We start from the raw sequence: 21,102 nt of genomic DNA on the forward strand, positions 1-21,102 counted from the left end.
CTACAGCTTCCAGCTGGTGGCGTCGCTCTTTTCACCCCAGAAGCTGCGGTAGCGTGGGGAACTCTCCATGAGTTCCTCGTGGTTGCCGATAGACTCCACGGTGCCGGAGGGACTCATCATCACAATCTGGTCCGCGTCGCGGATGGTGTGCAGCCGGTGCGCAATGACGACGATGGTGCGCTCGGCAGAAAGCGTTTTCATACCGCGCATCACAAGGTGCTCATTCTGCACGTCTAGAGAGCTAGTCGCCTCATCAAGCAGCACGATCCGCGCGTCCTTCAGTAGCGCACGAGCGATGGAGACACGCTGACGCTCACCACCGGAGAGATTCTGCCCGCCCTCGCTAATCAGGGTGTCAAACCCCTGCGGCAGCTGCCGGGCAATCTCGGTGACACCGGCCAACTCCGCTGCGCGGAGCACCTCCTCCCGCGTTGCATTGTGGCAGCCCAGGCGGATGTTTTCATACAGTGTGTCCTCGAAGAGGTACACGTATTGGAACACCATAGCCAGCGAATCCAACACCGCCCGGGAGCCAAGATCGCGAATATCCACACCACCGATACGGATGGTCCCCTGGTCAACGTCATAGAAGCGTGCCGCAAGTTTTAGCAAGGTGCTCTTGCCGCAGCCGCTGGGACCCACCAACGCAGTAGTAGTTCCGGGCGCCACGCGGAAACTCACGTCGCGGACCACTGGGGTGTTGGGTTCGTAGCCAAAGCCCACCCCATCGAACTCGATGCCATAGTCGCGTGGCGCCGCCGGAACCGCAGGCTCCGGCAACACCCGCGCATCGAGGATCTTTTGGATCTCATCTAAGGTATTGCGCGCGGATTCCAAGCCCTCGCCGTAGGGTATGCCCGACATAGCAACGCGAGCCAGGATGAACACCAACACAATGACGCCAATGTAGGTGCCTGCTTCTAGCCAGTGGTTGAGAAGTAGCACGGTGGCCAGGGCATCAATGACCACGGTACCGACCATGATGATTAAAGCCAGACGACCCATGATCATCTCACCTGTCTTCTGGGTGTGCTGCTGGGCGCTAAGCTGCTCTCGAATCGAGGCGCGCACGGCGCGCTCCCCCAGCGAATCCGGCCCAGCCATGCGCAGCACCGGCTGCACCTGGGCGAACTCCAGCACCTCCGCGGCGCCGTGCTCGTTGCGCTCGCCCTTCTGGCGCTCTGCCACGCGGTACTGCCGCATTAGGCGGTTATAGGCGAACCACACCACGGCAGCCACTGCAACGGTAACCAGCCCCAGCCGCCAGTCCACGGCGATGAGAAACACGCAAGCCAAACCGGCCGAGGCAGCACCGTGCAGCATGGGCCGCAGCATCATTGCCGGCGCGTTAGCGGCAAACAGCGCACCGCTGGTGGCTACAACACCGATCTGGCCGGCGCGATCTTCTTCAAAATAGCCCAGGGGTAGCTGTGCCGTGCGATCGGCGATAAGCCGGTGGATGCGCAGCACGTAATCATGCCCCAGGTCCTGGGCAATAACCTCAGTGGGCCAGTCTGCGGCGGCGTAGACGAGGACGGAGATAATGATCCAGGGCAACCATGCTGCGGCCTGCGCGGGATCTTCGCTAAACAGCGTGTCCAAAAACAGTGCAATGAGGATAAGGCCAATGGCCAACGCCACCGCGGAAATCCCAATTAGCGTAAGGACCAGCACCAGACGGCGACGATCAGCCGGACTGCCCAGTGAATAGAGCGTGCGGATCATTATTTTTCCTCCCCTTGGATGCCCGCCTGCGCGGTTTGGTAGCGTGCCCACATCGTGGCGTAGCCCTTGCCTGCCGCCACTAACTCTTCGTGAGTGCCTGCTTCGGTGACCTCACCGTTTTCCAGCATGAGGATCCGGTCAGCGCCGGTGATCGTGTGGAGCCGGTGTGCGATAACTACTAGCGTGCGCCCGGCCACCAGCTCGGTAATGGCCCGCTGGATCGCGGCCTCGGAGTCCGGATCCGCAAAAGCGGTGGCCTCATCCAACACGAGGATCGGCGCGTCGAGCAAGATGGACCGGGCAATAGCCAGCCGCTGCTGCTCGCCACCGGAAAGCTGCGCGTCCTCTCCCACCACCGAGTCGTAGCCGCGCGGCAGATGGGTAATGCGCTCATGAATCTGGGCGGCGCGGGCGGCGCGAACCACGTCTGCGTCGGTGGCCTCCGGGTGAGCGAGGCGAATGTTATCCCGCACGCTCATCCGCATAAGGTAAGGGTCCTGGAAGACGAACCCTACCCTACGGTAGAGCTGGTCAGATCGGAGATCAGTACTAGGGACGCCACCAATGCGCACCGACCCCTCCGTGGGGTCTAATAGCCGGGGGATGAGCGCGGCTAACGTGGACTTCCCCGAGCCGGAAGGTCCCACCACCGCAGTGATGCTGCCGGCGGTAAGTTTTTGGTTAATGCCGGAAAGCACCGGGGTGTCCGGCACGTAGGAGAAGCTTAAATCTTTCAACTCAATTCCGGCGTTTGCAGGCTCCCTGCCGCCAGCAGCGGGCGGCAATACCGGGATGTTGAAGAACTCGGTGAGATCCGCCGCGGCAGCCTTCGCCTCCGAAAACATGATGTTAGTGCGCGAAAGCATAAGCAGAGGCGCGGCGATGTTGTTGATGAACAAAAACGCTGCCAGCACATCGGCCACTGGTACGCCCGCAGACGTGATGAGCCACGGGCTGGCCGCGGCTACCACCAGCAGGCCAAACCCGGTGGAGGTGAAGATCTTCATCAAAGCGGTGGGGTGTACGGTGGCGTGCAACCACTCGCGATAGAACCCACCAAAACTCCGGGAACGACTAAGGAAAATGCTCTCGTCGTAGCCTTCCGGAACAAACACCTTGATAACCGGGATGCCGCGCACCAACTCTACGACGGCGGCGTCTAGCTGCTTCTGGCTGGACTTAAATTTCTCCGCCTTTTCTTGAAACTCGCGCATCATAAACGGCATGGTGGCCACTGCCAACAGCAGTGGTACCAGGCCCAGCAGGCCTATCCGCCAGTCCACCACGAACATGTATCCCAGGCTCAATAGCGGTACGAGTACACCGGCCGAATAATCGTGCGGCGCGTGGGCGATGAGCTGGTGGATCTTGGTGACGTCGTCTTCGATGTAGGTTTTCACAGTCCCCGAAGGTGTCCGCGTAAACCAAGACAGCGGGAGCCTACCCAGCTTGGTAATCTGCTGCTGGCGTAAGTGCTCGCCCAAAAGGCCGTCGGCCTGGTGGCTTACCTGGAGGCTCTTCACGGTTGCCTGTCCATGTAGGACGGTGGCCACCATGAGCGCCGCGACTAGCAGCCACAGCTTTGACGCATCTATCGGCTCTCCCTGGAAGGACAGCATTACGGTGCGCACCAGCTCAACCAGCACGATTACCGGCACCAGCGACAAAACCGCCGCCAGCACCGCCAATAGCAGCGACACCGTGATCTGCCGGTGGGCAGGTTGAGATATTTGCCTAAATGTAATGGGTGGTTTTTGTTCGGTCATCGGGGCCTCTTTACTTAACAGTCACAATCACGCATTGTTCCGCGCTAACCAGGCAGTGTTCCCAGTAATTCCCGCTAGAAAACCGGCAAGCAGGTCGAGGAACTCGGTTCCAGTATCGAGCGGGAAGAAATGCCCACCCGGCAGGACCTTCAGTTCAAAACTACCGCTGGTAAAATTTTCCCACCGGGAAAGCATCTCTGGGCTGACAGCTGGGTCGCTATCCCCCGCCAATGCCAGCACAGGAGAGCGAAGCACCGTGGTTGCATGGTGAAAGCCCTCGTGTAACACATAATCGCGACGAATGTCAGCGAGCAGCAGCTTCATCACATCATCATTGGCAAGGATCTCAGGTGGTGTGCCACCTACCTTCTCAAACTCCCTGCGCAGCGCACCGAACCCCATTGACGAGTGGTATTCCCCAGGCACGGTTTCTCCGGGCGCCTGCCGTGCGGCCACCACCACGGCTTCCGGTATAGTGGGCCGATGCATCTGCTGCAGGCAGGCAGCAACCTGGTAGGCCAGCGCTGCCCCCATGGAGTGGCCGTACAACGCAATCGGCGCGCCCGCCGCCAGATCTACTATCTCGGTTGCGCACATATCGGCGAGCTTGTCAAAGTCGCTTACCCATTTCTCTCGGCGACGGGTTGCCTTTCCGGGAAGCTCCACCGGCACCACGTCAATGCTTGGGTTGACCCCCACCCATCCACGATAGACGGAAGCGCTGCCTCCTGCGTGATGGAAGCAAAACAAGAGGGTTCCAGTGCGATGTCCGGCCACAAACGGAAAGACTCCCTCGCAGCTGATTTCTGTCATTTTTCGCCTTTCGCTAGGTCGGACTGATTAAGCACGATTTCTACTGCTGCGACGGTACCCGGGTCTGTGGCAAGCAACTCGGGCATCCTGCGGGCTGCGGAGTCGTATGCTCCACTTACCAAATCGGCAATTCCGGCGGCCAGGGACTGGGCACTCAGTTCGCCTCGCTGGGCGTCAATATAGTTCGGCCCGGCACCGTTTCGACAAACTGCGTTGGCATGGAAGTGTTGGTCACCACCGAATGCAACCGCAAGGCACGGCTTGCCGGCGCGCAGGATCGCCCCGGTGGTGCCCAGTGAGCCGTGGCAGATGCCTGCACGGCACCACGGAAGCACAGTCGCGAACGGGACCCGGGCGACGGTGAGGATTCCTTCTCTCACACCAGGCTCATGATCGGGATCGACGATTATCGCCCGCAGACCATGCTCGATGCACGCGTCTCGAGTCCATCGTTGAAGGTCATAAACGCGATCTGAGACCATACTCCCAAAGCTTGCCAGAACCGGGGCCGAGCCGGCAGCCACAAACTCCTCGACTGCTGGGTCTAGGGCGAGTTCACTGTGGTGCGGGTCAAGCCACTCGCCAGTGACGTGAATGTGGTTTTTCCATTCCGGCGCCGGCGGACTCAACGCGGGACTGAATTGGTAGATCGTGGTTGGTGGAGAGGAGAGCGCTCGCTGACGCAGCCCCAACCTACGGCGCCATGCCGCTATCACTGGGCGCATCGCCCAAGCCATCAGAGTATTGGACATCCAGTGGGTGACCAGAGCTCCGACAGAGCCGTCCAGTTTTCGCGGATCCACGAGGCTGTAACGGAGGCAGGGTTCGGTAGGGAAAACCTGCACCCGAACGCTGGGGACTCCGCGTGCAGCCCCTAACAACCGAGCAACTTCACTGAATTGGGTGTACATGACCACGTCAACGCCATCCATGGCATGCTCTAACACATCGAAAACGTGGGCGTCAGATATCATCTCACGGATACCTAAGACAGTGTCCATCATGCCTTTACTATCGCCCAAAAGGCGCTTCATTAACGCCCGGTAATCACCGGGTAACTCGATGTAGTCCACCCCGTTTGCACGAAAACTCCCGCCGAATTCGCTAAACCCAGCCAAAACAAACTGGTGGCCACGATCTCGAAGTGCGACACCAAGGTGCGCAAATGGCAGCATATCACCCTCAGAACCCAGGACGACCGCGAGAACTTTCACAGCCGTCTCAATCCGTAATCCAACTAGGCCACTCAGGAACCCAAGACTCCCCCATGAGCTTATCTTCCGGGCCAATATCACGAATGACTCGGCACGGATTACCGGCTGCGAGTACCATGGGCGGAATATCTCTTGTCACAACACTGCCAGCACCAATTACTGCACCATGCCCAATCGTGACACCCGCAGTTACCGTGCAATTGCCACCAAGCCACACATGGTCTTGTATGGTGATCGCACCCCCGGTACACACCATGTATTGCCGCTCTACGGGGTCTAAGGCGTGATTGCCAGCAAAGAAGGAACACCATGGACCAACCATGACCTCATTGCCGAATGTCACCGGGGCCATATCAAGTACCGTCGTTCCTCGATTGAAGGTCACGCCATCTCCGACCTTGATTTTCGAGCCATATTGGACATGAAATGGCAGGAAAACCATTAAGCGCTCCCCCAGTTCACCAAGCAGGTCTGCCATCACTGCCTGCTTCTCCGCTGTTTGAAGTGGACGAAGCTGGTTGAGATCGTGACACTTCTCCGCCGCCTCCATCATCTCGTAATAGAGATCCGGGTCCTCAATAGGGCGGAAGGGCTGACCGCAGAGAATCTTATCTTCGATTTGCTCTCGAGAATCCATGGATACTCCTTTGTGCTTGAGAGGCGCGAGCCACAATACGAATTACGGTCAGCCACGCGGTTTGACCCTGACTAGTCGGAATACCCAGATTCTTAGCTCACACTTGGTAGCTTACAGGCCTTCGACTTAATTGTCAAGCATGCCATGCCTAATTATGGTATGCTCAACTTTGCAGCAACCTGCAGCGTCGCCGCCGATCAGCCGACCTGTGCAGCCCTCTCCTGCGGGGCGCTGTGCACGACCCGGTGCCGCTAGACATACATCATTTTCTAAGGATTAGTTGGCACTACCCCAGGCGCTTGCTCCGTGGACCACAATGCATCGTTCGCGGGCAATAATCGGTTTTCCTTCTGCGGTAGGAGAATCGGTGCGCCGTCTAATAGACCGTTGACGTATATCCAGGGATGAATCATGAAAGAAAACCCCACCACGGCAACCGCTAGCGGTGACCCCAGCGCCACCGCAGTCCCCTCAACCAGCGCCCACGCAAAAGGCCGCGACCTGGTGCTTGATGTCCAAGATCTGCGATGTAGCCTGGGAAAAGTCAAGAAGCGAACGGAAATCCTGCGCGGTGTGACCCTCGCCATTCCGCGCGGGGGCATCCTCGCCGTCCTAGGCGCCAATGGTGCCGGCAAGACAACCTTGGTCAATGTCCTTTCCACGCTGCTGCCCGCCACGGGCGGAACCGCCATCATCGATGGCCACAACTTAGCCACGGATCCTTCCAAGGTGCGCGCTTCCATCGCGCTGACCGGGCAATACGCCGCAGTGGATGAGGAGCTTACCGGCAAGGAAAACCTCATCTTCTTTGGCCGCCTGGCAGGGCTTAAAGCTAGCGATGCGAAGGCCCGCGCCGCGGAACTTCTTGAGCGCTTCGATCTGGTTGGCGCCGCCGACCGCCTGGTTTCGGCATACTCGGGCGGCATGCGCCGGCGGTTAGATATCGCCGCCTCCCTCACTGTCCCGCCCGCGCTGCTGTTCCTCGACGAGCCGACCACGGGCCTCGACCCCGCCGCGCGCAGCTCCGTGTGGGATACCGTCCGCGGGCTGGCGGCCGACGGCACCTCGATCCTGCTTACTACCCAATACCTGGAAGAAGCTGACCAGCTCGCAGACCGCGTCGCCGTGCTCGCCGGAGGCAAGGTGCTCGACGAAGGCACCCCCGCCGAGCTCAAGGACCGCTATGGCACCACGGTGTGCCTCATCACGATGTCTAGCCCGGACGATGCCGCACGCCTCACCCACACCTTGCAAGAACACCGCATCGACTGCCGCCAAGAGGACACCGTATTGCGCGTCGATGCGCCCGATGGCCACCGCACCCTAGTCCGGGCGCTGGCCTTGTGGGATGGCGACGACACCTCGGTCGCGGACGTCTCCTTGGTTCCGCCCTCCTTGGACGATGTCTACTTCGCTATCGCCGGGTCCGGCGACATCGCGCAGCAGGCTCCCCACACCGGTGGAGGCTCCCAGTGAACGCGCTCGGAGCAGTCGCTGCCTCGTGGCACCGCAATGTCCTGCGCACCGTCCGCAACAAGGCCGTAATGGTTTCCGCCGTGGCAATACCCAGCCTGTTCATGGTCATCTTTTACGCCACCTTCGCCAAGGCTTCGACGGAACTCGGCATCGATTACGCCGCCTTCCTCCTGCCCGCCGGCGTTATTCAGGCGATTGTGTTCGCCGCCGGGGGCTCCTCCTTGGCGATTACGCGTGACGCCGAAAACGGCATCCACGACCGCATCCGCGCCACCGGGACGCCCGCCTGGGCCACGGTCGTCGGCCGGCTGCTGGCAGATCTCACCCGCGCCGCGTGGTCGTGCAGCATCGTCGTCCTCACCACGATCCTGCTCGGTGCCCGCTACGCTGCCGGACCGGGTCGTATTATCCTTACCATCGCCCTTTTCGCCGCCCTCACCATCATCCTCTCCGCGTTTATCGATGGCTCCTGCCTGTTGGCCCCCAAGCCCACCTCGGCGTCCTTGCTCTTCCAAAACCTCGTGCTGGTCATGGTGATGTTCTCCACCGCATTCGTGCCTGCGGATGCGCTGCCCGGCGGCATTGGCCCCATCATCCGGCACGTACCGCTATCTCCCATCTTGGACACCGCCCGCAACCTACTAGGTGGCGCTGCCCTGGGGGCGCGCGGAGTCGAAGCACTGTGCTGGCTCATCGCCATGACCGTCGTTGGCGTATGGGGCTTTATCACCGCTTTCCAGGGGAGGAAACATGACTAACCACACCACCGCCACCGTGTCGCACGACACCACCTGGCTGTCCACTGTCGCCACGCATTTTGGAAGGCACCTGCGCGCCGCCCGCCGCGATAGCGCGGTAATTACCAATACCGTGGCTGGTCCCGTTTTGATGTTCCTGGTCATGCGGTGGCTGTTTGGCGACCTCATGGCGGCCTCGCAAGGCTCTGCCACGCTCGACGCGTTACCGCTTACCATCGCGCTCATCCTTTCCAGCGAACTGATGAATGGCACCTCCGCCGCCGCGCAGATAATTAAGGAACGCCAACGCGGTATCACCACCCGCATCGCGACCACGCGCTACGGCACCAGCCCGGAGATCTTCGGCCGCTGGTGTTTCGATTCCTTACGCAGCCTTATCTCCGGCTGCGCGGTGCTGCTGGCTTCCGTGGCTTCTGGCCTGCGTATTCACACGCTGGCCGGGTTTGGCTGGGTGCTGTTAGTCATCATCTTCGGCGCGGTGGTGGCCGCCTCGCTATCGGCCATGGTGGGCGCGATGTGCGCCACCCCGGAGGCCGCCATTGGCCCGGCCCCCATCATCATGGCGGCCATGGCACTTAACGGCGGCCTCGTGCCCGTGGAGCAATTCGCTGGTGTGGTTCAACCCATCGCCCGGTGGAATCCGCTTACCTTCGCCGCCCGCGCCGGCGCCGCCATCGACGGCACGCCAAGCGCCGAAATCCTTGCCACCGGCCAGCCCGGCACCGCAGTCTGGGCTTTCGTGGCCTGGATGGTAGCACTCACCGTAGTGCTGCTAGCCGCCGCAGCTGCGTTCCGCCGCCCCACCATGTCGTAAATAGCGCCGGTTAGCGCGACAGTGCTACTTGTCGCGCGGCGGCGTCCCCAGCGGCGCGGTAGCGCTACTTGCCGCGCAGGGCGCGCCGCCGCGATAAAGAGCTGCGAATCTTTACCCGCGGCCGCGCTAAGGCGGGTAGTGTCGCCGCCGGTTACCGGCAACCAGGCGGCCTCGCCCGGGGCTAGCTCCAGGTCGTTTACCGTGACCACACCAGAAGTAGCCAGGGCGATGGCCGGTCCGGGAAGCTGCGTGGAAACCGTGGTGCCGGCGGGCAAATCGTAGCGGGTCACCGCAAACTCCTGCACCGGCAGCGGGTACTCTACTACCGTCGCGGTGTTGGGCGCGGCATCGGCAACAGCGGCGCTCTCCGCGCCTGCACCATCGCCCAGGGAGGTGTTCCTATATAGTTTGTCAATTCCGTGGGTGAGTTTGTTGGGGGGTGTGAAGGGTTTCTGCTTTTCCTTGTGGATGTTGTTTTCGGGCACGGTGAGGAGCCGATTGGGCTTGCTGTGCAATCGGCTTGAGGTGAGGGTCTGTTGGTTCTAGGCTGCTGCGGCCTCCTGGACTGTGGAGATGTCTCGGTAGAGCTCGCCGTTTCGCATCATGGCGAAGAGAACGTTGAGGCGCCGGCGTGCGAGTGCGACGACTGCGGCGTTGTGTCTTTTGCCTTCTTTGCGTTTTCGTTCATAGAATTGCCGGGAACGCTCGTGGAATCTGATCGATGCAAAAGACGATTGCCATAGGGCGTTCTTTAATTTTTTGTTGCCAGTCCGGTTAGGCGAATTCGACATGATAGACGTTCCTGACTGATTCGTCCGCGGTGATAGCCCTGCATAGGATGCTAGGTGCGCTGCATCGGGGAAGTCGGACATATCGCCAACAGTCATGAGGATCTGCGCTGCGCTACGCGGGCCGATACCAGGCATGGATAAAAGAATCTCGGTCTGCGGAATGTCCTGAATCAGCTTGAGTACCTGCGCTTCGATTTCTTTACGATGCTCGAGTTTGGTTAGTGCATCTGTGGCGGACATTGCTACGCCAAGTTCGGCGTATTCTGCGCCGGCAATGGATACGGTCTGTTCGTGGATGGCAGCAAGCGAGCGTGTCAAGTTGTTTGTGTGTGGGGCTGGGTTTATAGGTATTTGTCGAAGCGGTCGGGGTAGGCCACGGCCATTTGATTGATGGCTTGTTTCCAGCCGGAAACCCGGGCTCCTTCCATAAGCCTGCCGGCTGTTCTTGAGACTCGTTTGCCCTGCTTCGCCCTCTTTGCAGCTCGTTTGTCTTCAATATTGCAGATCATCAACCACAGTGTTTTAAGCGCTGATTCATCGTTGGTGAACTGCACCCTGTTGCGAGTAGCTTTACGCAGCTCGTTGTTAAACGACTCAATGGAATTCGTCGTATAGATAACCTTTCTGGCCGCTGGCGGGAACTGCAGAAACGGGACAAACCGGCCCCACGCGTCCTGCCAGACCTTGACTGAGCGGGGATATTTTTCTCCCAATTCAGAGGCTTCAAATTCGTCCAAAGCAGCACGGGCTGTGGGTTCATCCGCAGCGGTGTAAATCTTTTTTAACGCCGCCGATACACCCCGACGATCCCCGTAGGCTACCCACCGGTTCGCGGCACGAATCAGGTGCACGATACAGGTTTGCACCATCGAGTTCGGCCAGGTTGCCTCCACTGCTTCTGGTAGGCCTTTGAGCCCGTCACAGCAGACGATAAAGACGTCTTTGACCCCACGATTAGCCAGGTTAGAGCACACCTGCGCCCAGAATGAGGCGCCTTCTTCTTTGGCAATCCACAATCCGAGGATGTGTTTGATTCCGTCAAGGTCCACCCCGATTGCCATGTACGCGGACTTGTTGACAACCCGGCCGCCGTCACGGACTTTAATGCGTAGTGCGTCCAGGAACACCACGGGGTAGAACTCGTCTAGCTGGCGGTTTTGCCAGACCATGACTTCATCCAAGACGGCGTCAGTAACTGCAGAAATCGTCTCATGGGAAATATCAACCCGCATCGCAGTTGCCATGTGGTGTTGGATATCCCTAATGGTCATCCCACCGGCGTACAAGCTGATGATCATGTCATCGACATCGGTCAAACGCCTCGAGCCTTTAGGGACCATAGTTGGCAAGAATGTTCCAGCCCGATCCCTAGGGATATCAACGGTAACTGGCCCGTAGTTAGAATCCACGGTTTTTGGGTAGGTTCCGTTGCGGTGATTGTCTGTCCCAGCTGCAGCTTTAGCTGCTCTATCGCCGGACTCGTAGCCAAGGTGAGCATCCATCTCAGCGTTTAATCCCCTAGTAATCGAGGCTTGTAGCATGCCCCGAACTAGGTCATTGGCATCCGTTGTCGATGTGCCTAGGTCATCAATGAGTTTCGCGATTTCAGGGTTAGCAAGCAGCTTCTTTTCAATCGCATCAATCTTGGCCTTATCAGCCGGATCTCGTCTCGTCACAGTAGTCATTCTGGTCCATCTCCTCATGCGGGTTAGGTTCCCACACACAAACCATCAGACACTCTCACCGACCACGATGCCCCGTATGTGCTGGGCAAATGAAGAAAAACGGCACCACATCCAAAGGAACAACACGATGGCGGTGCAAAAGCCCCAACTGCGGCAACTCAACGACACGCACCCGCACCGATCTGAGCCACACCCGCGACTTCAAAGCCTTCCACTCCTACATCACGTGCACCGCAACACTGGCTGAAGTAGCCCGCCAGCAAGGAGTAAGCAGATGGACGCTTGATCGCCGGTTTACACCGTTTTGGCTCATAGAGGTACCCAACCCCGGTGAGCCTCACCGCGTCTACGATCAGATCTTCATCGACGGCACATATACCGCTGCCGGGTGCTTGCTCGTCGCCGCAAGCTATGACCATGTCATCGCCTGGCATTGGGCAAAAAGCGAAACCGCCCACGCCTACACGCAGCTTTTAAACAAGATCGCAGAACCCTTATGCGTTGTCCTTGACGGCGGGCAAGGCGCCTACACCGCTATCAAAGCGTGCTGGCCCAATGCACAGATCCAGCGCTGTGTGGTCCATGCCCAGCGCGTTATCCGTCGCTACACCACCTCTAAACCACGCACCAGCGCAGGCCAAGCCATTTACGCGCTCGCGTTGAAGTTGACGCGGATCACCACCATGGAACAGGCCCGCGAATGGACTCTGAACTTGCACGATTTCGGGGTCGTCTATGCCAGTTTCCTCAACGAGAAAACACCGGTGCCGAAGGAACGCAGAACCCTCAACCACCGGTGGGAATGGACCCACCTGCGGGTACGCAAGGCCTACAATTCGCTGTTGCACCTCTCGCGGAAGGGGTGGTTGTTTACCTATCTGCAGCCACCACCGCACGCGCTCGAACCAGGCCGGTGGGCCGCAACTACCAACAGTCTGGAAGGCGGAGTCAACGCGCAACTCAAACGACTCGCCGACGCTCACCGCGGCAGGACAGGAGAGCGCCAACGCACAATGCTCGAGTGGTACCTCCACTCCAAAACGCAGCTGCCTGACGATCCCCTAGGAATCGCCAGGCAGTGCAATTTCGGGCAAGACCAACTCGCCAAAGTCAACAATCTTGCCGAAGAAGACCACAACAAAGCCGACCAGGAAACAGGCCGACCAGCCTTCTACGACAACGCTATCCCAACCGAATACAACCACTCCATCGGAATCAGGAAAGGACCCTTCAAATAAAAATGCGCCCGACGGCGACACGCCGACCGGACACACTTTTTGCTACTTAACCCACCCAGGGTTGCCGACTGCCTAACTGCAGGTGACGATCGGCTGCGGGTCGTAGACCGTGGTGGTGGTTTCCCGGGAGATCTCCTGCCCGCTCAGGTTGCGGATGACGCGCGTGTCCGAGGTGGTGAAGCCCGGCGCGCCTGACGACGGCGAGCAATCGTCGGCATCGACCTGCTTGGGCTGCGGCTGGGTCTGAGCCCAGCGGCCGTTGTTGATGGATTCGACCTCGACGGTCTTGGTTCCCTTGAGCTGCACGGTGATTTCGCTGTTGCTGTAGCTAGTCGAAATCATCACTGGGTGCTCGGAGTTGTTGGTGAACTGCAGGTCGATAGCACCCTCGTACACGGTGGCCTCGCGGCCGGCCGGGTAGCGCGAGATGTAGTAGGAGTGCGGGGTGTGGGCGGTATCTTCCATGCCCGCAAAATAGGCGGCGTTGTACAAGGTGGTGGCGAACTGGGAGATACCGCCGCCGACGGCCTCACCCGCGCGGCCGTCGATGATGATGCCGGACTCGACATAGCCCTGCGCGGTGCCGCGCGGGCCGGTGTAGCCGTTGAGCGAGAAGGTCTCGCCTGGGGCGAGGAAGGCACCGTTGACCTGGTCGGCCACGCGCTTGATGTTCTGCCCCGACGCGCCAGAGAAGCCGCTGGTGGTGAACTCCCCGATGACGTCGTCGAAGCTGGCGTTTTCGGCCTGCTCGGTGGTGAACGTGGCGGGCTCGTCGCGATACTCGGCGTCCCACTCGCGGTCCTTGTTGTCCTTGACGCGCTCGTCAAAGCCGTCCATGGTCTTGTCCCAGTCGATGACCACGCCGTCGCGGTGCGGGGTGACCTGCTTGGAACCGCCGGCAAAGGAGATAGTGGCGTTCTGCTTGACCTGGACCGAAGGCTTGAGGCCCTCCCCAATCATTTCCTGGGCGCGCTCGTTGTTGATCTTCAGCTCCAGCTTGCCGTCGTGGGGCTCAATCGTGACGAACTTTTCGATCTCCTCCGAGGTGATGCGGGACTCGACGTCGTCGCGGCCGCGGGTGACGAGATCGCCAGCCACAGCGTCGGCGGCGTCGCCCTCGGCCATCTTTTCCACCTCGTCCTGGGTGATGGCGGGCTCGATTTCCTCCGCGTCCACCTCGACACCCTCGGGGTTAACCCACCCCTCTGAGACCTCCGTGGCCAGCTCCTCGCGGTCGACGGACTGGCCGGTCACGGCGTCGGTGACGTTAACCTTGCCGCCGGCGAGATTAATCGCACCGTCCTTGGGCTCGACGGTCAGGTCTTGGTTGAGGCGATCGACGGTGGGCTGGAATGCAGCCTCGTCAACGTCGGTGTTCACGTCGTATTCGCGCTGGGGCGCGAAGAAGCTGTAGACGCGGGCGAACGGGTTGAGGGAAGCGTTCTCGATGCCGTCCACGGCTTTCTTAAAGTCCATCCGCAGGCCGACCTCGTGGGGGATGAACTCCGTGGTCTTTGCCCCGGCGGTGACCGTCACGGGCTGGTTTTCCACGTCCCCGAGCTCGTCCTCCAGTTTCGCCACGGCGTCGCGGCGTTCCATGTTGGAAATATCTACTCCACCGACGGAGACGGCCCGGGGCGTCTTGCCTTGGTTCGCCACGACATCCATGGCGTAGGCAACGCCCGCGATGACGAAAAGGCCGACCAAGATGCCCAGGGCAATGGCCCAACCCTTCACTCCGCGTTTTCCGTTCGCTTTACTCACACGCACTACAGTAATGGCTTACCGGCCCTAATTCCTAGTCAGGAGGCCTAAAATATTATCAAGACAACCGCGCCGGGCGGGTAAGAGGACACCGGGGGTGACACATGTAGCGGCCTCGGCGGCTACTCCGCGGGGGAGCCGCCCCGGGACCCGCGCCTGGGGCCGGCTCGGGCTCCGTATGAGATTCGGCCACGCGCAGGGCGGATTCGGCCACCCGCTCGGGCGGGAGTTGGCCGCCATCCACGGCCGCTTCCAGGTGGTTTAGGACGATCTGGAAATCCACGGCAGTCGACCATAGCGCCTGGTCCGCGCCGGCGGCCAGGGAAGCAGTGACGGCTTCCTCCGGGGACATCTGGTCCGTAATCGCCTTCATGCCGGTGAGATCATCGGTATAGGTCAGGCCGCGGAAACCGGCGTGCTCGCGCAGCAGCCCGTAGGCGTGGTTGTTGAGACTGGCCGGGGTGACCCCGTCGCCCAGACCCGGCACCACCAGGTGCCCCACCATGACCCCGGCGCCCGGCGATTGGGGCAGCGCGACATCGAAGGGCACTAGGTCGTAGCCCACCAGCTGGTCCAGCGGCGGGGTGGTTGCCATTCCTTGGTGCGTGTCCCCGCTGGCACGGCCATGCCCCGGGTAGTGCTTAAACACCGGCCGTACCCCGGCGTTGTGCAGGCCCCGGGCAAAAGCGGCGCCGAGCTCACCCGCGGCGGCCGGATCCGGGGAGAAGGAACGGTCACCCACCACGTTCAGGCCACCACCGTCGAGGTCGATAACCGGGGCGAAGTCCACGGTAATGCCGTGGGCGGACAGGATCTGGCCCACCGCGAAGCCCTGGCGCTCGGCCTCGGCGGTGCCGCCCGCGGCCATGTCCCGCGGGGTCGGGAAATCCCCCAGGATTTCCGAGAAACGCTGGACCCGTCCTCCCTCAAAATCGATGGAGACATCAAAGTCGCGACCGACCGCCGCGCGCAAGGCGTGGATATCCCGCCCCGGGGTCCGCAGCAGCTCTGGATCCGCCCAGCTGGTGATGAAGATACCGCCGGCCCCGGCCTTGAGCTTCGCCAGCGCGTCGTCGTAGTTGACCACTCCCGGCATCAGCAACGAGGCGAGCTGCTCGCGCCGGGTGGCGGGCAGCTGCACCGCCGGTGCCGTTTCCGGCTGACTCGTGGGAGAGCTCGTCTGCGGGGCCGAGGAACTCGCTATAGTTTCACTGCTGGCCACACCAGCCGGGGGCGCGGCCCGCTCCGCCTCGTCCGACGAGCAGGCGCTGAGCGCGCCACCACCGGCCACGACGGCTACCACGGCAACCAGCGCGACCCGCGCACACGGGCCACTGATGCGGGTGCCAGCGGGCAGGCGACGACGCCACTGCGCGGGCCGGGGAAACGGAATCATGGCCTATATTCTGCCATTAGTCAGCCACATCACGCCCGAATGCCTACTAAGATGGCGGGCATGAGTAACGGCCAAACCATGTTAATTGCGTTCGACGGCTCGGAGCGCGCCGCCTGCGCCATGCAGCAAGCCGCTCAGCTGCTGCGCCCCAGCACGGTGGAGATCCTCACCGCCTGGGAGCCGGCCGCCCGCCAGGCTGCCCGTGCGGTTAGCCGCACCGGCCTGCACCAGTCGACGGTCTCCCCGGAGGCCACCGAGGAAGACCCAGCCTACGAGGAGGCGCTGGCCATCTGCCGCCACGGCGTCGAGGTGGCCGAGGGGCTCGGCCTGGCGGGACGCGCCCACCTAGTCGAATCCGCCACGACTATCGCCTCCGCGATCGTGGATGCCGCACAGGAGCTGGACGTGGACGTCATCGTCACCGGTACCCGCGCGCTGACGGGCTTCCGCTCCTGGTGGACTAACTCCACCGCGGACCAGATCGTGCGCAACGCCGGCATCCCGGTCTTTATCGTCCCGCCGGAAAACGACGAGGACGAAGAAGATGACCCGGAGTACTTCGAGTAGCTGCTAGGATTTGGTCCCATGGCAGTAGAATCCGACTCTTTGACAAAGCGCACGCTGGGCCCGGCCGTCGGCAGCGCCGTGGTCGGCCTGGTGCTCGGCGTGGTCACCATCGTGGGGATCGCACAGTTCAGCGACGCTGATACGGTGCCTTCCGGCCACGCGGTGCCGGCCGATGACGCCGTGTTGGGCGGGCCTGAGTACGGCTCCCGTCAGTAGCCGTGCCCCGGCTGCCTACTAAACTTCGCCCCCACCTCGCCGGGTGGGGGCTTTTGGCGATCGCCGTCTTTGTCCTGCAGTTCGGACACAACACCCAGGTCGCGGCCGACACCAAGCACGACCTGCTGGCGAACCCGGCGGGTTTTCTGCGCGAGGCGCTGACCCCCTGGACGAATGTGTTTACCCTGGGTCAGCTGCAAAACCAGGCCTACGGTTACCTCTTCCCGCACGGGCTCTTCTTCCTAGCCGCCGATCCCCTGCCGGAGTGGGTGGCACTGCGGCTGTGGTGGCTGCTGGTGACCGGCGTGGGCTTTTCCGGGGCCTTCCTGCTGGCCCGGCGCGCCACCGACGCGGGCCCGGGTTGGTCCTTCGTCGCGGCGTTGACCTACGCGCTTTCCCCGCGCGTGCTGACCACGCTGACCACGATCTCCTCGGAGACCTGGCCGGTCATGCTGGCCCCCTGGGTCCTGGTGACCTGCCTCGTTCCGCGGTCGGCGCGCTGGCAGTGGGCGGCCGCGGTCATCCCGGTCGCGATGATGGGCGCGGTCAATGCCACCGCCACCCTGGCCGCCTGCGTGCCGGCGGCTGTGGTCTTGCTCTGCCAGCGGCGCTGGCGTTTCTTCGGCGCCTGGCTGGCCGGCTGCGCGCTGGTCAGCGCCTGGTGGATCGTCCCGCTGCTGGTGCTGGGGCGCTTTGCGGCGCCCTTTACGGAATTCATCGAGTCGGCATTCGTCACCACGCGCTGGCTCAACCTGGCCGAGATCCTGCGCGGAACGACCAGCTGGTCCCCTTTCGTGGACACCGAGCGCACCGCCGGCGTACTGCTGGTGGCCGAACCCGTCTTCGTCCTGGCGACCGTGGCCGTGGCCGCCGCCGGGCTGGTGGGACTGTGCCGCCTGCCGCGGACGTGGTCGGTGGTGCTGATAGTGGGCATCGCGGTGCTGGGTACCAGCCTGCCGGCTTACCGGGAGCTACTCGACGGACCGCTGGCCGCGCTGCGCAACCTGCACAAATTCGATCCGCTGGTCCGCCTGCCGCTGGTGCTCGGCCTGGCGCAGCTGGGCGCGCGCCTCGGCTGGCCGCGGACGTTGCGCCCCGACCGCCGGCAGACCGCCGGGCTGCTGCTGGCCGTGGTGGTGGCGGCCAACGCGTTCCCGGCCCTGTCCGGGCGCCTGCTCCCGCGCGGGGCCTACGAGGAGGTGCCAAGCTACTGGACCGCTGCCACTGATTTTCTGAACGAACACGCCGCCGGCACCCGCACGCTCATCTACCCGCCCGCGTCCTTTGCCCGGCAGGACTGGGGCTGGACTCGCGACGAACCGGCGCAGCCGCTGCTTGAAGTCCCCTGGGCCGTCCGCGACGCCATCCCGCTTATCCCACCGGAGGCCATCCGCGGCTTGGACGGGATTACCGCGGCCTTAGAGCACGACCCGGACGCGGGTGCGAAGGCCCTGCAGCGCCTGGGCATCGGCGCGGTGCTGCTGCGCCACGACCTGGACGAGCCGGCGGGCGGGGCTAGCTCGGTGCGCGCGGAAGACCTGCCGGGCACAATCCACACCTTCGGCGAGGTGGACGTGGTGCTGCTCGACCCGCAGCAGGACCTGCAGGTGGCTAGCGCTGCCCCCGTGCGCGTGGCCGGCGGCGGCGAGGTCCTCGCCCTGCTGGACATGGTGGACGCGCCCGGCGCGCGCGAGCTCGTGGACGCGGACGCCGACATCGTGACCGATACCCCGCTGCTGGTGGACCGCAACTACGGCACGCTAGACGGCCCGGTCTCTGCGCCGCTGGCCGAAGGCGATAGGCCCCGGATCCATAACCGGCTGCGCGACTACCCCTCGGCAGGACAAACGGTGGCGGTCGAAGAACACGGCGGCCGCGTGGTGGCGGAGTCCTCGGCCGCCGATGCCGACTCCTTCGGCGGCGCCGATCCCGCCCGCTCCGTCACCGCCGCGGTCGACGGGCAGGACGACACCGCCTGGTGGCCGGCCCCGGGACAGACCGGCTGGCTGGAGCTCCAGGCCCCGCAGGGCGAGGCCTTCGCCTCCCCGGTTCTCAGGCTCACCGCCACCGACGACACCCGCGCGACCGTCTCGTCCGGATCCGCCTCCGTCGAGGTGGAGCTTAGCGCCGGCGAAGAGTCCACGGTGCGCGTGCCCGGCGGCGACAGCGCCGCGGTGCGCATCACCCCGCACGAGCGCGTCGGCATCACCGCCGCCGAGGTCGCCGGCCACCCCATCGAACGCGTCGTGACGGTGCCGGATACCTCACCCGACGTGGAGGCCTTCTTCTTCCAGCGGCTGACCGTGGACACGGGTACTATCATCCGGGACTTCACCGCGCCACGAGACATGGAGCTTCCCCTGCGCGCAGGCGCTGAATCCGACGCCGACGAAGACGCTGCGGCGCCGGGGGTGCGCATCGACGGCCGCGACTACCGCCCGGGCGAGACGGTGCGGCTGCCGGCCGGCCCGCACCGGCTGGAAACAGCGGCAGCCTGGGTCCAACTGGGCGAGCTGCCGCGCACTCCCCTAGAACCCACCGGGGAGGCTATCGCCCCGGCAGACCACGAGCGCCTGCTGATTACCGGGCGCGCGTACAACTCCGGGCTCAACGGCTGGCTGGACGATACCCCACTGCAGCCCCGGCAGGTGGACGCGGCCACCCAGGCTTTTGTCATTCCGGCGGGCGCGAGCGGCACCTTCCGCATGACCTTCGCGGCAACCGGCGCGTACCAGGCCGGCCTTCTCGGCGGCGGGGCGCTGGGGCTACTGACGGTTATCGTCTGCGCGGTGATCTGTTGGCGCCGGCGCGGCGAGCACGTGCCGCGCTCTTTCCCGGAGCCGCCCCGGGCGCTGTGCCTAGTACTGGCCGCGGGCGGGCTCGTGCTGGTGGGCTGGCTGGCCCTGCTGGCAGGGATAGCGGCGTTCGCGGCGGTGCGCTGGACGACGTTGCCGGCCCCGGCCTTGTCCGCCGCGCTGCTGGCGGCCGCCGGGGCAATGCTGGCCCGCGCGCCCTGGCCGAGTGCGGGCTATGCCGGCGATTCGATGCTGGTCACCGTCCTGTGCGCCGGGGCGGTCGCGTGCGTGTTCGCCGCTACTTCCCGGACCGGCCACAGCGCCCGCACCACGCGCGCGCCGGGGCGTTCCACCCATTCGTAGCCGGCGGCGCTGACCACTACCGTGCCGGCCACCGTGGCCAGCCACACGAGGACGAAGTTTATGGCCCCGCCGCTAAACAGGTCGATTCCCATCAGCGGGAAGACCAGGTCCAGCACCGCCACGTGCCAGAGGAAGATGCCATAAGACCAGACCCCGGCCGCCTGCAGGGGCGCGGATTCCAGCACTTTCGAGCGCGGCGCGAAGACGAAGGGCAGCACCACGCAGGCGGCGAAGGCCCCGCCGACCAGGATGCGGCAGGCGAACTCGTCCGGGTCCGGGTGGATCAGCCCGCGCGGGCCGAACCACTCCCGGCTGGCCAGCCAGATGCCCCCGGCGGCTAGGCCCAGCCACAGCCAGCGCCACCTGGCGGCTCGCTGGACCCAAGCCGGCACGCGGCCTTCGGCCTCGGCGGCCAGCATGCCCACGGCAAACCACAGGGTATAGGCCGGCGGCCAGATCTGGGTATTAATCCCGTCCGGATCCGCGTTCGCCACGAAGGGCAGCCACGCCCAGCCCAGGCTCACCGCGGCCCAGGCCGCAATCACCAGGCAGCGCACCCGGCGCCCGCCCGGGAGGAGATCGGCGGCGATGGCCAGCAGGGGCATCGTTAAGTAGAAGGCGATCTCCACGCACAACGACCACAGGTGGGTCAGCCCGGGGGCCAGCCCCTCCGGCCAGAAGATCTGGGTCGAGGTGAGGTTGGCTACAACCTGCTGGAGGCTCACCCCGGCAGCCGAGGGCAGGAAGGCCAAGACCGCGATCACGCAGGCCAGGTAAGCCGGCACGATGCGGGCGGTGCGGCTGCGGTAGTAGCGCGACCAGCCGCGGGCGGCGTAGCGCTCCCGCCGGCGCCACAGAACGAAGGCGCTGAGCGCGAAGAAGACCGCCACGAAATAATCAAAGCGCTCGGCCCAGCCCCAGCCGGTGCCGGTCTGGAAGCTGACGTGGGTGACGATGATGCCCAGCGACGCGACCGCCCGCAGACCGTCTAGGGCGTCGAGCCGCTGCGGTAAGGTGTTATGCACGCCGGTGTGGGGCGCGGCGGGCTGGCGGTGCTTCGCGTGAGCGTGCGGCACGCTGCCTC

Annotated in this window: 15 protein-coding genes and 2 pseudogenes; 7 read left to right on the forward strand and 10 right to left on the reverse strand. The window is 63.2% G+C overall.

Translation table 11 applies throughout. The annotated features are described in order from the left end of the window. Genes CCONF_RS10620 through CCONF_RS10640 form a run of 5 tightly spaced genes read right to left on the reverse strand, consistent with a single transcriptional unit; the run spans window position 1 to window position 6,155 of the window. Complete coding sequence (locus CCONF_RS10620) at window positions 1-1,725, reverse strand: ABC transporter ATP-binding protein (protein WP_014303363.1); 1,725 nt, start codon at window positions 1,723-1,725, stop codon at window positions 1-3. Continuing rightward, window positions 1,725-3,491 (reverse strand): ABC transporter ATP-binding protein, encoded by a 1,767-nt coding sequence (locus tag CCONF_RS10625; RefSeq protein ID WP_034970331.1) that lies wholly within the window; start codon window positions 3,489-3,491, stop codon window positions 1,725-1,727. Before CCONF_RS10625 ends, CCONF_RS10620 begins: the two co-directional genes overlap by 1 nt. Window positions 3,492-3,518: 27 nt before the next feature. After that, window positions 3,519-4,304: a thioesterase II family protein gene (locus CCONF_RS10630; RefSeq protein ID WP_023018093.1), complete on the reverse strand. Its 786-nt coding sequence runs from the start codon at window positions 4,302-4,304 to the stop codon at window positions 3,519-3,521. After that, complete coding sequence (locus CCONF_RS10635) at window positions 4,301-5,518, reverse strand: glycosyltransferase (RefSeq protein WP_023018094.1); 1,218 nt, start codon at window positions 5,516-5,518, stop codon at window positions 4,301-4,303. Before CCONF_RS10635 ends, CCONF_RS10630 begins: the two co-directional genes overlap by 4 nt. A gap of 7 nt (window positions 5,519-5,525) precedes the next feature. After that, complete coding sequence (locus CCONF_RS10640) at window positions 5,526-6,155, reverse strand: sugar O-acetyltransferase (RefSeq protein WP_014303359.1); 630 nt, start codon at window positions 6,153-6,155, stop codon at window positions 5,526-5,528. 411 nt (window positions 6,156-6,566) lie between these two features. Here CCONF_RS10640 and CCONF_RS10645 point away from each other — a divergent pair, with 411 nt between their 5' ends. The 3 genes from CCONF_RS10645 to CCONF_RS10655 are packed head-to-tail and all read left to right on the forward strand — an operon-like array spanning window position 6,567 to window position 9,203. Continuing rightward, window positions 6,567-7,631, forward strand: coding sequence for an ATP-binding cassette domain-containing protein (locus CCONF_RS10645; RefSeq protein ID WP_014303358.1), 1,065 nt, complete (start codon window positions 6,567-6,569; stop codon window positions 7,629-7,631). Then, on the forward strand, window positions 7,628-8,389 hold the full coding sequence (locus CCONF_RS10650; RefSeq protein ID WP_014303357.1) for an ABC transporter permease: 762 nt from the start codon (window positions 7,628-7,630) through the stop codon (window positions 8,387-8,389). Before CCONF_RS10645 ends, CCONF_RS10650 begins: the two co-directional genes overlap by 4 nt. Continuing rightward, window positions 8,382-9,203: an ABC transporter permease gene (locus CCONF_RS10655; RefSeq protein WP_014303356.1), complete on the forward strand. Its 822-nt coding sequence runs from the start codon at window positions 8,382-8,384 to the stop codon at window positions 9,201-9,203. The genes CCONF_RS10650 and CCONF_RS10655 overlap by 8 nt, the downstream gene beginning before the upstream one ends. 542 nt (window positions 9,204-9,745) lie before the next feature. On the opposite strand, the pseudogene CCONF_RS10660 reads toward CCONF_RS10655, so the two are convergent. Further along, window positions 9,746-10,336, reverse strand: a pseudogene (locus CCONF_RS10660) (transposase); the annotation flags it as partial. After that, entirely contained in the window at window positions 10,336-11,679 is a 1,344-nt protein-coding gene (locus CCONF_RS10665; protein WP_290223564.1) for an IS256 family transposase, read from the reverse strand. The pseudogene CCONF_RS10660 and the gene CCONF_RS10665, both read right to left, overlap by 1 nt. A gap of 44 nt (window positions 11,680-11,723) precedes the next feature. Between CCONF_RS10665 and CCONF_RS10670 the strand changes: the two genes are divergently transcribed. Continuing rightward, window positions 11,724-12,917, forward strand: a complete 1,194-nt coding sequence (locus tag CCONF_RS10670; RefSeq protein ID WP_435384107.1) for an IS1249 family transposase — start codon at window positions 11,724-11,726, stop codon at window positions 12,915-12,917. 72 nt (window positions 12,918-12,989) lie between these two features. Here CCONF_RS10670 and CCONF_RS10675 read toward each other — a convergent pair whose 3' ends face one another. Both CCONF_RS10675 and CCONF_RS10680 read right to left on the reverse strand, forming a co-directional pair. Next, window positions 12,990-14,681, reverse strand: coding sequence for a VanW family protein (locus CCONF_RS10675; RefSeq protein WP_290223567.1), 1,692 nt, complete (start codon window positions 14,679-14,681; stop codon window positions 12,990-12,992). 58 nt (window positions 14,682-14,739) lie between these two features. Then, window positions 14,740-16,077 carry a glycoside hydrolase family 3 N-terminal domain-containing protein gene (locus tag CCONF_RS10680; RefSeq protein WP_290223570.1) on the reverse strand — a complete coding sequence of 446 codons (1,338 nt, stop codon included), beginning with the start codon at window positions 16,075-16,077 and terminating at the stop codon, window positions 14,740-14,742. 60 nt (window positions 16,078-16,137) lie between these two features. On the opposite strand from CCONF_RS10680, the gene CCONF_RS10685 reads away from it, so the two are divergent. From CCONF_RS10685 to CCONF_RS11565, 3 genes are read left to right on the forward strand one after another with little or no spacing between them, the layout of a single operon-like run. Then, window positions 16,138-16,644 carry a universal stress protein gene (locus CCONF_RS10685; protein ID WP_290223572.1) on the forward strand — a complete coding sequence of 169 codons (507 nt, stop codon included), beginning with the start codon at window positions 16,138-16,140 and terminating at the stop codon, window positions 16,642-16,644. 18 nt (window positions 16,645-16,662) lie between these two features. Further along, window positions 16,663-16,860 (forward strand): DUF2613 domain-containing protein, encoded by a 198-nt coding sequence (locus CCONF_RS10690; protein WP_070768425.1) that lies wholly within the window; start codon window positions 16,663-16,665, stop codon window positions 16,858-16,860. A 53-nt stretch (window positions 16,861-16,913) separates the two neighbouring features. Continuing rightward, the gene (locus CCONF_RS11565; protein ID WP_435384077.1) at window positions 16,914-20,018 is read left to right on the forward strand and encodes an alpha-(1->3)-arabinofuranosyltransferase domain-containing protein; all 3,105 of its coding nucleotides are present in this window, start codon (window positions 16,914-16,916) and stop codon (window positions 20,016-20,018) included. 62 nt (window positions 20,019-20,080) lie between these two features. On the opposite strand, the pseudogene CCONF_RS10700 reads toward CCONF_RS11565, so the two are convergent. Then, a pseudogene (locus CCONF_RS10700) lies at window positions 20,081-21,094 on the reverse strand (acyltransferase family protein); the annotation flags it as partial. Between the last annotated feature and the right edge of the window lie 8 nt (window positions 21,095-21,102).

The sequence above is a fragment of the Corynebacterium confusum genome, assembly GCF_030408715.1.
In the GTDB taxonomy this organism is placed as follows: Bacteria; Actinomycetota; Actinomycetes; order Mycobacteriales; family Mycobacteriaceae; genus Corynebacterium; species Corynebacterium confusum.